This is a genomic window from Chitinophaga sp. (assembly GCF_039596135.1).
GTDB lineage: Bacteria > Bacteroidota > Bacteroidia > Chitinophagales > Chitinophagaceae > Chitinophaga.
The window spans coordinates 17,587-31,295 of sequence record NZ_JBCNKH010000072.1 but is presented as its reverse complement, the minus strand read 5'-3'; the positions used below and the strand labels follow the sequence as shown (position 1 = coordinate 31,295).

Here is a 13,709-nt window from a genome sequence, read left to right as displayed (position 1 = left end):
ATTTCAGGCAACGTAGAACAAAAGCAGGCGGCTCCTGTGGCTGTGGCAACTGTGGCCCAACCATCCGCAACATGGTCTGAAAGCGAAATTAAAAATATACTCCTGCTCACTGTGAGTGAGAAAACCGGCTACCCTACTGACATGCTGGGCATGGACCTGGACCTCGAAGCAGACCTCAGCATCGACTCTATCAAACGCATGGAAATACTGGGCGAGCTGAAAATAAAGATTGGCAGTTTTTCTCAGAATGGTGAAGATAAAACAGAAGCACTGGCCGGGATTAAAACACTGAATGGATTGCTGAAGTGGATTGCTGAAAATGTGGGAGGTACCACACCGGCTATGCCTGTGTACAGCACCCCTCATGCGATGGCAACAGCGAACCTTTCAAGGCTCTGTTTTTCATTGACGCCCTCAGGATTTGAACAGAAAGCGGTTGCTATTAAAGACGCAAGATTTGCTATTATGGATGATGGCAGCACACTGCCGGCTACGCTGCGCGATTTGCTGATTGAAAAAGGTGCCACCGTTACCATTATAAAAGGAGATGAATCATTAGATGATTACCAGGGACTGATCATTCCAGATCTGCTTACAGCTCCCGGCCGGCCTGACATCCTGACGGCTTTTGATACCATCAAAAAACTGAACCCTGAAAAAGCGAAATGGGTATACGCCATCTCCGGCGTATTGAATGGGGATGCTAAAGACCTGCGTAGTGTACAGGGTTATCCCGGTTTCCTGAAAAGCCTGGACAAGGAGTGGGAAACTACCAAATGCCGCAGCATCACCCTGACCGGCCAGTTCCCTGCCGATCGCATTCCGGGCATGATCATCGATGAAATTCTTCATCCTGACGAACCTGCAGAGGTGGTCTATCACAATGGCAGCAGGCATACTTTTAGCCTGATTCCTTCACAATTGCCCGTAGGCGATACCTCACAACTGCAACTGGACCCTAACAGCGTAGTACTGGTACTAGGCGGTGCACAGGGCATCACAGCCAAACTGATGATCCGCTTCTCTAAAGATTATCCTTGTCATTATATACTGGTGGGCCGCTCCACAGATCCGCGTAATACAGTGTCTTCCCAATATGCATCATTCACCAGCAAAGATGCGATTAAGAAACAACTGATTGCCGAAGGACAACTCACCAAACCTGCGGACATCGAAAAGAAAGCTTCAGAAATTCACAAGGCCAACCAGATCTTACATACCATTCAATCTCTTGAGAAAAACGGCGCTACCGTGACTTACCGCTCACTCGACCTGCGCAATGAACAGGAGATCAGTGCACTGATTGCCCAGGTATACAAAGACTATGGTCGTATTGACGGGGTAGTGCATGGGGCAGGTTTACTGGAAGATAAACTCTTCCAGCAGAAGACCTCAGAATCATTCGAACGCGTGTTCACCACCAAAGTAACGCCGTTGAGAATACTGGCAGAACAACTTCGCCCGGATGTACAGTTTGTGATCTTCTTTTCCAGCGTGGCCTCTGTATATGGCAACCGTGGGCAAACCGACTATGCTGCGGCCAACAGTGTGATGGACCGCTATGCATGGGAGTTGCGCAATACCATCAAAGGAAAAGTGACCGCTATCAACTGGGGTCCATGGAAAGGTACCGGCATGGTATCGCCCGCACTGGAAAGGGAATACGAACGCAGGGGTATCGCCCTCATTCCTTTGCAGGAAGGCATGGAGCTCTTTGTGAATGAGCTGAAATATGGCAATGAAAGCCAGGTGCTGATCATGGCTTAACCTTTAAAAACGTTCGCAGATATGAATGTAGCTATCATAGGGATGTCAGGTATCTTCCCCGGTGCGGGCAATATCCAGACCTTCTGGCAGAACATTATACAGAAAAAAGACGCGATACAGGCAGTGCCTGAAAACAGGCTGGATGCCACGTTCTTTGATACAGAGACGATAGCCGTAGACCGTTTTTATTGTCGCAAGGGTGGCTTCATTGATGAATTTGCCACCTTCGATCCGATTCGGTTTGGCATATTGCCACTGGCAGTAGAGGGTACAGAACCAGAGCAGTTGCTTACGCTGGCCCTTGCCCAGCAGGCATTGCAGGATGCAGGTGTATTGGATAAAAACTACTCGCTGGAGAAAACAGGTATCATCATCGGGAAAGGGAATTACCCCGGTCCCGGTGCTACCAGGGCGATTGAAATAGTGCGTACCGGGGAGCAGATCGTACAATTGCTGCAAACATTATTGCCACATTTACCGGGTGCTGACCTTGAGAAAGTAAAGAAAGAGTTCCAGCAAAAGAAGGGGCGGTTTGGCCCGGATACAGCCATGGGATTGATTCCAAACCTGGTGGCATCGTTAGTCGCCAATCGTCTTAACCTGGGAGGTGTGGCGTATACACTGGATGCCGCCTGCGCCAGTTCCCTGCTGGCAGTAGACCATGCGATACAGGAACTGAGCACTGGCAGGGCAGATATGATCATTGCCGGTGGTGTGCATGTATCTCAGAATGCGCCATTCTGGAGCATCTTCACACAGCTGGGAGCACTTTCCCGCCGGCAACAGATACGACCCTTTGATCAGCAGGCAGATGGCTTGCTGATAGGGGAAGGTTGTGGTTTTGTGGTGTTGAAAAAACTAGACGATGCCATTCTTGATAATGACCGCATCTATGCTGTGATCAAAGGTAGTGGCATCTCCAGCGATGGTGCCGGTACCAGTGTAATGAGTCCTTCTGTAAAAGGACAATCTGTAGCTATCAGGCAGGCATGGCAGCGGGCTGGTATCGGGCTGGATGAGATCGGGTACATCGAAGCACATGGCACAGGTACTCCATTAGGTGATAAAACCGAACTGGAAACTTTGGCACAGGTGTTTGGTCAGCATGCACGTAAAGCAGGTATTGGTTCTGTGAAATCAATGATTGGTCATGCAATGCCGGCAGCAGGTATGGCAGGATTGATCAAGACAGCACTGGCATTGTATTACAATACCCTTCCTCCTACCCTGCACTGTGAAGAACCGGTAGCAGCCATGCGGGATACCCGTTTTGCACCGGTACAGGAAGCAACCGACTGGCAAGCCACCGGCTTACCTTTGCGGGCAGGTGTGAATGCATTTGGTTTTGGAGGTATCAATGCGCACCTGGTAGTGGAAGGATTTAACAGCTTACCCAAAGGCGTCTTCAATGGCATTACTCCTGCCCTGAAAGCAGATGTATTGCTGCTGGCAAGGAATAGCACAGCCGCGCTGATCCGGGCATTAGAAAATAACGAAACTGATCCGGGACAGGGTGATTACCGCATTGCGCTGTTTGATCCTACACCGGAACGTATCAAAAAAGCCCTGAAGATTGTAAGCAGGAATACACCGTGGAGAAACAAACAGGACATCTGGTTTACCAATGAGCCATTGATTGCTAAAGGTGGGAAGGTAGCATTTTTATTCCCAGGTTTAGATGGATTAGGTGGTGGTGAAGTAGACAGTGTAGCTGCTCACTTCAATTTACCGGGTACACATACCGGCAGTAAAGACAATGTGTATGAGTCAGCTATTACCCTGCTGGAAAGGAGCCGGATCATAGATACTGCCCTGAAGCAAATGGGTATCCGCCCTGATCTGAATGCAGGCCATAGTATGGGGGAATGGCTGGCAGGCCGCTCTGCAGGTATGGCTACCGAAGCCTCTATTCTTGAAATACTACAGGACCTGAATCCACAGGCACTGGAAACTGAAAATGCGAAATTCCTTGTAACCGGTGTCGGATATGATCAGTTGCTTCCATTGCTGGAAGGTAAGAAAGACATCTACCTGTCAATGGACAACTGTCCGCAGCAGGCCATTCTTTGTGGTACCGATGCAGCTGTTGCAGACTTCATTGAGGTATTGAAAGTAAAGCAGATTTTCTACCAGGTACTGCCTTTCCAGTCTGGCTTCCACTCTCCTTTTGTAGCAAAGAAAACAGATGTATTGCTGGCGGGCATCAGTAAGATCCAGTGGTTAAAACCCGAGACTCCTTTCTGGTCTGCCACTACACTGGATTTGTACCCTGCTACATATGAGGCGATCAGGGATCTGAGTGTGGATCACCTGATTAAACCGGTACGTTTCCGTGAACTGACAGAAAAGTTATACGCACAGGAGCAGGTACGCATGTTTATCCAGGTGGGTGCCGGTGGTTTGATTGGGTTTGTAGACGATACATTGAAAGGGAAAGCATATAGTGCAATTGCAGCGAATGTACCTACCCGTGGAGGATTGGAGCAGTTACAACGCGTAATGGCGGCACTGTTTGTGGAAGGGAAGACAGTGAACCTGGCTTTCCTGGGCATTTCTCCCAAAGGCAAATCTGCCATGCCTTTGCAATTGGGAACGCCATTTATTAAAGAACTGGATAGTCTGAAAGGGATTTCGGTACCTGCTCCATCTATTAAGCCGGCATTTCCTGCTGTCAGAAAACCCGTTTTACAGGCATTTCTTCAGAATGTAGATGAGATCACGGCTATCCAGGATGAAATTATTGCACTGTTCAATGATCCTGTTTCGGTACAGCCTATTTCTCATACACTCAATATTTCTCTTGAGAACACGCCTTATCTCATCGATCATGCGTTGGTAAAACAAAAACCCGGATGGCCCATTAAAGAGGATATGGACCCCGTTATACCCATGACGATGATCTTTGAACTCTTTGGCGACATCGCACGCGCAAACGGCCAAAACAGGGCTGTAAAACGCATTTACAACATACAGGTATTCCAATGGATGAACGTCTCCTCTCCTTTCAAAGAAACCATTACTGGTAAGTGGGAAGGAAATGACACCGTGCACCTGGACCTCCCCAATTATGCCAATGCCAGCGTACAACTCACGAAGCAATACCCGGCGCCACCAGCAAAGGATTTCTCAATTGGCGCATCATTAGGGAGCGAACTGTACAAAACACCTGCGCAAATCTATGAGCGCCATATGTTCCACGGTCCTGGTTACCAGGGTATCCGAAAGGTGGTACACATGGGCGAAAAGGGCATCACCGGCATCATCGAAAGCAGCACCGGTAAGGGTTCCTTATTGTATAATGCGGGGCAACTGTTCGGTCTGTGGCTACAACTGGTCTTAACAAAAGACAGGATTGCATTTCCTGTAAAGATTCATGAAATCGCGTTCTATGGCGATATGCAGGACCAATCAGGCAGTTTTGAATGTACCTGCCAGCTCACTGAACTGAATGATGAATTTGCCAATGCTGATTTTGTAATTAAAAAAGCAGGCCAGGTATGGGCCATCGTGACTGGTTGGCAAAACAGGCGATTGGAAATTGATGAAGCTCTCTGGCAGATCTCCATGTCTCCCCTGCAAAATAAGCTGGCCAAAGAGATTGCCCCGGGTGTATTCATTTTCAACAATGCTTACCAGCGTGTAGTATCATGGGATTTCATTCAGAAGCGCTACCTCAACCAGGCAGAAAAAGCTTTTGTAAAAGAGCTGCTTCCCATGAAGCGTAAAGAAAGAATCATCAGTCGTGTGGCTGCCAAAGACGCTGTACGCTCGGTGATGAAACACCATTGCTTCCCGATAGAATTTGAAATAAAGAACAATGCGGCAGGTGCGCCTTATGTGGAAGGTGTAGACGGTATTCAACTAAGTATCGCACACAAAGGTATGGAAGCAGTTGCCATAGCCCGCTATCAGCAACCAGTTGGCATTGACATAGAAGAAATAAAACCACAGAGCGAAGGTTTTTGTGAACTGGTATTCAACAGCGCTGAAATGGCGCTATTGCCAGCGGAGTCGCGCGATGAATGGATCATTCGCGCCTGGGTGGCCAAAGAAGCCTATGGCAAACACCTGGGTAAAGGTCTCCAGGGCAATCCAAAAGGATATACCATTTCCGCCATCAATGGAGATGAATTACGTATCAATGATATCAACATTAAGACAATTAAACACAACAATTTTATAATAGGATGGACGCTATAGCTGCACACAAACTGAATAGCGAAGAGATCTTCGCCCTGCTGAAACAATTCATTACTGAGGTAATCGGAGAAGAGTTCGTAGAAGATATGGACATCACCAAAGAAAGCTCTTTCACACGGGATCTGGAAATGGACAGTATTGAGATCGTCTCCTTTTCAGAGAAGGTTAAGAGCCACTTTGGTGAGCACGTGGATTTTACAGGATGGCTTTCCAACATGGACCTCGACCAGCTGATTAATCTCAGCCTGGGTGACATTATTAAATACATTGAACAATGCCAGTAATCAAAATCAATCACACCTCCGTTCATGTTCAGGAAATGAACAAAGGAGCGAAGGAAACCATTTTGCTGATCCATGGTATGTTCAGCAACCTGTCTGTTTACTATTTCAACATTGCCCCAATTCTGGCAAAACAATTTCATGTAGTCATGTATGACCTGAAGAGTCATGGCATGAGTGGTAAGGAGAAAGATGGTTACGACCTGAATTCCCTCACCGACGACCTGTTAGCCCTGATGGAAACCTTAGAACTCAAAGCTGTACACCTGGTAGGCTATAGCTTCGGTGGCCTGGTAGCCCTGCGCATGGCAAGCCGCTTCCCCGGCAGGGTAAAGAAACTCGCGGTGATTGAAGCACCGGACCCCGGCGAAAATGAAAGGCTGGGCATCATTGACATGTATAGCAAAGAGTTCCTGATCGACTACATCAATAACTTTACTGACACCACCAAATTTAGGATGGGCAAGCGACAGCTGGAGAAAAACCATCGCATGTACGAATACCTGTTCAACGAAACCTCGATTAAATCTGACCTGCGCAAAGAACGTGGCTTCTTCTCAGGCAAAGAGATCGGGTATATTAAACAGGAAACCCTGCTGCTCTATGGCAAAGACTCTGACTGTGTGCCCTCCGGACAAACTTTATATGACAGGCTCACCCGCTCTAAAATTGCTTTATTGAGCGGGGATCATAATCTGCCGCTACAACAGCCGGAAGAAACGGCCTTACGATTAAAAGACTTCTTTGAAGGATGGCAGAGCAAATTCAGACAAATCAATAATAGAATATGGCAAGGTTTGCGTTTATAGTTCCGCCCCTGCATGGGCATGTGAACCCAACATTAAGCCTCGGTGCTGAATTATTGAAAAGAGGGCACGAAGTAGGCTGGATCACCCTGGACCCCTCACTGGGCAATAGATTGCCGGCAGGTGGTCAACTACTGCTCGCTGAGTATAACGAAGATAGCGAAGCCTACCTGGACCAGATTCATAAAAAAAATGTATCTGGTATTGAAAGTATCAAGTTCCTCTACGAAGAAGTACTGATACCCCTGAACAGGTTTATGTACGATGGCATCAATACTATTCTCGATCGTTTCAAACCTGATGTAGTGATCAATGATCACCAACTCTTTGCCGGCGCCATTGCAGCTTACAACAGGAACATGCCTTACGCTACTTCTGTCACTGCCCCCGCAGCGATCAAGATGATAGATGACCTGCCCGGCGTACATGACTGGGAAGTAAAGCAGATCATAGGTCTGCAACAGGAACTCGGCGTGCCAGGGAATAACGCCGTTGTGCTTTCTGAAAAACTTACATTGGTATATACTTCAAAACATTTTTTCGGGTATATGGACACGCCGGATCATTACAAGTTCATCGGCCCCGTGTTCAATAACCGGAATACCGTACCTCCTTTTAACTGGGAACAACTGTCGCAAATGGGTGCGGATCCAAGGATACTGGTTTCAATAGGCACCACCTTCGATCACGCTTATAAAAAAGAATTCTTTGGTAAGGTCATAGATGCTTTCAGCCATCAGGCGGTGACCGTGATCGTCGTTTCTGACGAAAGTCTCTTTGACAGCTGGCCATCCAACTTCATTGTGCAGAGCAGGGTACCACAGCTGGACCTGTTGCCACACCTGGATGCCGTGGTTTGCCATGGTGGCCACAACACCGTATGCGAAACCCTTTCGCATGGATTGCCATTGGTAGTGATTCCGATCGCTTACGATCAATCGCATGTAGCTGGCCAGGTGACCCAGGCAGAGAGTGGTGTACGCCTGAATTTTAAACGTTTCAAAGCACCACACCTGCGGGAGGCTGTATTTGAGATCCTGAAAAATCCTGTGTATAAACAAGCGGCACAGCGCGTCCGGGATTCATTTGAACGCGCCGGTGGTGCCACTACAGCAGCTGATTTGCTGGAAGACCTGGCGCCTGCTGTACCTCCTTTTGGCATGACCATGAACCAGGCATTTTACCGCAACAAAGTCTATTAATCTTTATTAAAACCACTATCCTATGTCTAAATTCATGTTTGTAGTACCGCCCTTTTTCGGGCATATCAGTCCCACCCTCAGTGTAGGCAGCAGCCTGATTGCGAAGGGCCATGAAGTGATATGGGTAGGATTGAAAGAACTGGCCCCGGAGCATATTCCTGCCGGCGGAAAGTTCATTGTACCACATGCAGAACTGGCGGAATACCAGACCGCTATCCATCATATTTTACAAAAGCAGGATGAAGGTCCGAAACTATCAGGCATAGAAACCCTCAAGCTGGCTTTGGAAGAGACCTACCTCCCCTTCTGCCGCATCATGATCAATGGTGTAAACAGGGTGGCCGATGAGTTTCGGCCGGATGTGATTGTGAGTGATTGTATCACTTTTGCAGGCGCCATCTGTGCTCATCAAAAAGACATTCCCTGTGTTACCACTACCCCTGTACCACCGGATGTAACAGCAGATAGCATGCAATCGCCCAAGATCTTTGAATGGCAGCAGAATCTGATCAAAGGACTGCATCATGAAATGGGAATTTACACAGGAGAGTTTGCCATTCATTCGCGGGAAATGAATATCGTATTTACTTCAGAAGAGTTTTCAGGATGTAAAGCTCCCCTGCCACACATGCGTTTTGTAGGCCCGGTAAAAGGCAGACCTAACAATACCCCTTTTGACTGGGACCGTTTATCAAGAGCCATCGGACCAAAAGTATTCGTGTCATTAGGTACTTTACTGGTAGATATCAGGAAAGAGTTTTTTGCAAAACTGGTAGAAGCATTTGCCAATGAGCCATTAACGATAGTAGCAGCAACTGATCCGGCCATCTTCCCTGCATGGCCAGACAACTTTATTGTACAGGGTTATGTACCGCAGACACAACTGATGCCGCATATGGATGCAGTGATCTGCCATGGAGGTTTCAACACCGTGAACGATGCTTTCCTGAATGGATTGCCCATGCTCATTACACCTATTGCATACGATCATTTTCACACTGCATCTCTCATTGAAAATGCAGGCTGCGGTATCAAGCTGCGGTACAAGCGGCTACGGGTCAGTGATCTGCGGGATGCTATGTGGGAAGTATTACAAAATGAAAAATACAGGCAAGGCGCACAGCACATCAGAGATACATTTATACAGGCCGGAGGAAACGATAAAGCGGTAGAACTGTTAGAGACTTTTGCACAACGTACTAAAGCAAGGTTAACTGCATGAAAAGAAAATTACTCTTTCCCGAAAGGCTGATGTTGGGAGATGGCAACACACCTTTCAATGTCGTATCTACCATCCGCATCAAAGGAACTATTTCAGAAGAGAACCTGGTACATGCGCTGGCTTGTATCCAGGCGAAACATCCTTTGCTCAGGGCGAGTATTACCAATGATCACTATGTGGTAATGGAGCAACCTCCTGTCATTCCATTAAAGATCGTACATAGCACCGATTGGATAACGGTGACCCTGGCCGAACTGGCAATGCCCTTCGACACCAGCGCCGGACCATTGGCCAGGGTAACCTGGATCAGAACACTGCAGTATTCAGACCTGGTTCTCACGCTGCACCACTGCCTGTGTGATGGCGGCGGCCGGTGGGCATTGATGAAAGAAATGATTGCCCTGCTGGATAATCCATCTAAGGATATTGGCATGCATCGGTCTTTATTGACAATTGAAGATATTATTCCCCCGGCACACCAGTCAGGGTGGCCATTATTCAAAGCGAAGTTTACCGGCGGGATTATTAAATATGGCTCCCAGCTACTGGCTGCGCTGGTTTCTACGAAAGGAAAGTCAAAAACCAACCGTGAAAAGGACTATTTATTACACTGGAAACTGGATACGTCCATGACATCTGCACTGGTGCGCCAGTGTAAGACTATGGGCGTAACCGTGAATACTGCCCTCTGTGTAGCGCTGGCCAGTGCTTTCAGAAAAGTAAAAGGGGATCAGGGAGCCGCCAAGGTGACCTGCCCGGTGGATATCCGGAAGTATGCACCGGCTATTACCAAAGATTCCATCTTTGCCGTAGGCCTTTCCATCACACTGGAAATAGCGGATGAACACACCCGGCCTTTCTGGACAAGGGTACAGCTACTGCAACCTATAGCTACAGACAAACAGAAAAGGCTGGATACCTCTACGATACAGGCACTGGAGTATGCGCATGCCGCTATTCCACATATGATCAAATTCCTGACTTATGGAAAACTCAACTACAACCTGATGTTTTCCAACATGGGGAACCTGGATATTGATGAGCATTGGCGCACCTTTGACATCGATACGGTATTTAGTCCGGCCGTGATCGGACCTTTCGCCAATCCGAATACTGTACTGACCTGTACATTTAAAGGGCAGATGGATTTCACGTTTATTTCCAACGATGACTTTTTAGCCATGGACGATGCCCTGGCCATTAAAGATGCTTTCCTGCAAATATTAAAAGAAGTACTGCCCAGCACCACACCAATTTTAACCATATGAACAGAAAACTAACTGTTGGAGAGAGGATCATGTATGTATCCGCTGAGGCGCCTGTGAATTGTATTTTTCCCGTGAAAATAAGAGGGCAGATTCAACAGGAAAGGCTGGAACAGGCCCTGCTGAAGCTGCAGCTGAAACATCCGCTATTGAGAGTGGTGATCAGGGAAGATGAAAAAGGAGCCCCTTATTATGTAACAGATACGCAAATCGCGCCGATTCCTATAGATATACGGGAACGGTATACAAACGACGACTGGCAAAAGGTGAGTGTGGATGAGTGGTACCGGCCATTCCAGGTCACGCAGGGACCACTGGCAAGGGTGGTTTGGCTAAAATCAGATACGGTGTCTGATTTACTGCTGGTTTGTCCACATTGTATTTGTGACGGGAGTTCTATTTTAACATTATTGAGGGAATTATTGATGGGGTTGGATAATCCGTTATTGGAACTGCCGCCCTATCCTTCTTTTGAAAATATTTCAGCGCTATTGCCAGCTTCTTTATTAGCGAATAAAAAATTCAGGTTGCGGGCTACCGTGATAGGGAAAATAGCGGGGTTGGTATTGTGGTTTAAAACGCGGGGATTAAGGCCTGTTACGAGCAGGGGATATTTGTTAAACTGGAAACTGAGCCAGGAGTTGAGTAATACGCTGGTATACCGGTGTAAGGAGGAAGGCACGTCTTTATTTGCAGCTATTTCAGTCGCTTTCCTCGAAGCCTTCAGGCAGGTCAGACCATCTCAGGCACATAATAAACTCATTTGCCCGGTAGATATCAGGCGATTTGTGCCAGAGATTGCGCAGGATGAATTGTTTGCCTTTGCACCTATCGTGGAATTATCAGCAGATACCAGTGCCCTGACAGATTTTTGGTCCAAGACCCGGAGTTTTAAGAATGACCTGGTGGCAAAGATTGACAAGATCAATATCCATGAGTTATTATACATGGGGGAACATTTTCATGGTTCCCTGCCCAGGATGGTGACATTTTTGAAAACGACGGATGGCACCCATGATGTGACTTTGTCCAATATGGGGAAATTAAACCTGCCGGAGAGTTTTGACACTTTTGAGCTGGAAGCGGTATATAGTCCCAGTGCCGGTTTCCCCTGGCGCAATCCAAATACATTGGTGGCTTCTACCTACAAGGGGCTGCTTGATTTTACATTTATTTCCAACGAAGCTTTCCTGCCTGAAAGTGAGGCCCGGGCTATACAAATGAAGGCAATTAGCATCCTTCAGGAGAAAAGCCGTATAAAACAAACTTATGGCGTCAAGGGATAGATTGCTGAAGCTCTTCACACGTAAGCAATTATATATTTATTTCATTACCAACCTGCTGATCAATGCGCTGGTACCTTACTTTGGATTTGAAGACAGGCATGCGGTCAGTTTGTTCAGGGGAGCGCATTCCATGGCGCGTTTTCTGATTCCCATGTCTGTATTTGTGCCTTTTGGGATTACGTTCGACATATTAAAGAAATGCATTACCCTGCTGGAGAAAAAGGGCCTGACGCCTTTATTACCAGCGAGTTATTCAAAGGTGGCATTTATGTTGAAACTGGCGGGGGTCAATGCTTTGGCAACGGTGAGTGTGGTGGCGGGCACGCTATGGTTGGTACATGTGAGTATGCCGGCGGGGTATAGTTTTGAAGGGGGCTGGCTGGCGGCTATTTCAGGTGGCATAGCGGGTGGATTGGCCATCCTGTTTACCGGGTTGCCCCTATATGTGGTGAAAAAACTGCCGTCTGCGTAATATTACATAATTTAGTGACTGTGATGCCCGTTATTAACCAGATAGCGAGCGTCGCTATCATTAAATTCACATGGATGAAAAGGTTGCTAACATTTTTCATGCTCCTGCTCCCCATAGCACTGAGCGCACAGACAAAACTTTCCGCTAATATAGCAGAAGACTTTTCCAATAGGGTAGCAGAACGCTATCAGCAAAAGAATCACCAGGCCGAGCTTTTCATTGCTGACCAGCTGTCCAAGAGTGGTACGGGTGGATTGGATATTGATAAGACCATGACCGATCTGAAAAGTGATCCGGCAGCATTGGACGAATCCCTGAAGTTTTTGTACCAGTATAATGACTGTAATCGTCAGACCCTGATTGCGTATTTCCGTGAAATGGGGGTGCTGAGTGGTAGCGTGTTTCCACTGGCGACTTATACGGTGAATAAGTATAAGACTGAAGCTAAGACATTGATAGAAGAAAAAGCGACTATCATCAAGATGGGTGCAATGCCCGTAGCAGCGGCAACACCACAGCCTATTCCGGCCAAGAAGCCGGCGCCTGCGAAAAAGCAAACGGAGGAAGAGGCAACGACTACGACCTATGATAATACACCTACCATGGCATCTACAGGAGATTCTACTGCGGCAGCAACTACTACTACCGCTGCTGCCGGTGGAGACGATTATAACTGGGATGTACGTACACTGTTTAAATTGCGCACGCCGCAGGAACTGGAAGCATTGTATGGAAAAGATAATGTAGTATACCGCGGCACTACTGACCTGGCGGGTAATGATGCTGGTAATGCATATTTTGTATTCCCTGATACAGACAATGAAATGCAGGTGATCTTTGACGGCGATAAGAGCCCTACTATTACTTTTACCAGGCCACATTCCAAGTGGAAATCTCCCTTTGGGATCAAAGTAGGCGATCCATTGGATAAGGTAGTGAAGGTGAATGGCCGTGATTTTAAGATCAACGGTTTTGAATGGACCGACGGCGGGATTGTGAATAGCTGGGAAGGCGGATCAATTGCGGGAAAAGGTGTGTTAGTATTGTTTAAGGCGAATAACTCAGGAGATCCCAGTATGTATGATAAGGTGACGGGAGATAAGAAAGTGAAAACGGATATGGGGGTATTGAAGAAACTGGAAGTGGTTGTGGATAAAATTGAATTTAAAAGCAATTAATATTTTAAGGGAGCGGCGCTTGTATGCGCC

Annotated in this window: 10 protein-coding genes; all 10 read left to right on the top strand. The window is 47.3% G+C overall.

What is annotated here, in order from left to right; genetic code table 11:
• Positions 1–1,767, top strand: a 1,767-nt coding sequence (locus ABDW16_RS26380) for an SDR family NAD(P)-dependent oxidoreductase (protein ID WP_343673972.1), incomplete at its 5' end; no start/stop codon positions are given.
• Positions 1,768–1,788: 21 nt separating this feature from the next.
• The gene (locus ABDW16_RS26375; RefSeq protein WP_343673970.1) at positions 1,789–5,967 is read left to right on the top strand and encodes a beta-ketoacyl synthase N-terminal-like domain-containing protein; all 4,179 of its coding nucleotides are present in this window, start codon (positions 1,789–1,791) and stop codon (positions 5,965–5,967) included.
• The gene (locus ABDW16_RS26370) at positions 5,955–6,251 is read left to right on the top strand and encodes an acyl carrier protein (protein ID WP_083728771.1); all 297 of its coding nucleotides are present in this window, start codon (positions 5,955–5,957) and stop codon (positions 6,249–6,251) included. Before ABDW16_RS26375 ends, ABDW16_RS26370 begins: the two co-directional genes overlap by 13 nt.
• Entirely contained in the window at positions 6,242–7,057 is an 816-nt protein-coding gene (locus ABDW16_RS26365; RefSeq protein WP_343673967.1) for an alpha/beta hydrolase, read from the top strand. Before ABDW16_RS26370 ends, ABDW16_RS26365 begins: the two co-directional genes overlap by 10 nt.
• The gene (locus tag ABDW16_RS26360; protein WP_343673966.1) at positions 7,036–8,256 is read left to right on the top strand and encodes a nucleotide disphospho-sugar-binding domain-containing protein; all 1,221 of its coding nucleotides are present in this window, start codon (positions 7,036–7,038) and stop codon (positions 8,254–8,256) included. Before ABDW16_RS26365 ends, ABDW16_RS26360 begins: the two co-directional genes overlap by 22 nt.
• A 22-nt stretch (positions 8,257–8,278) precedes the next feature.
• Entirely contained in the window at positions 8,279–9,478 is a 1,200-nt protein-coding gene (locus tag ABDW16_RS26355; protein WP_343673965.1) for a nucleotide disphospho-sugar-binding domain-containing protein, read from the top strand.
• Positions 9,475–10,746 carry a hypothetical protein gene (locus tag ABDW16_RS26350; protein ID WP_343673964.1) on the top strand — a complete coding sequence of 424 codons (1,272 nt, stop codon included), beginning with the start codon at positions 9,475–9,477 and terminating at the stop codon, positions 10,744–10,746. The genes ABDW16_RS26355 and ABDW16_RS26350 overlap by 4 nt, the downstream gene beginning before the upstream one ends.
• A complete protein-coding gene (locus tag ABDW16_RS26345) occupies positions 10,743–12,029 on the top strand; it encodes a condensation domain-containing protein (protein ID WP_343673963.1) in 1,287 nt (428 codons plus the stop codon). The genes ABDW16_RS26350 and ABDW16_RS26345 overlap by 4 nt, the downstream gene beginning before the upstream one ends.
• Positions 12,013–12,501 carry a hypothetical protein gene (locus ABDW16_RS26340; RefSeq protein WP_343673962.1) on the top strand — a complete coding sequence of 163 codons (489 nt, stop codon included), beginning with the start codon at positions 12,013–12,015 and terminating at the stop codon, positions 12,499–12,501. The genes ABDW16_RS26345 and ABDW16_RS26340 overlap by 17 nt, the downstream gene beginning before the upstream one ends.
• A 74-nt stretch (positions 12,502–12,575) precedes the next feature.
• Positions 12,576–13,679, top strand: a complete 1,104-nt coding sequence (locus ABDW16_RS26335) for a hypothetical protein (protein ID WP_343673961.1) — start codon at positions 12,576–12,578, stop codon at positions 13,677–13,679.
• Positions 13,680–13,709 lie beyond the last annotated feature (30 nt).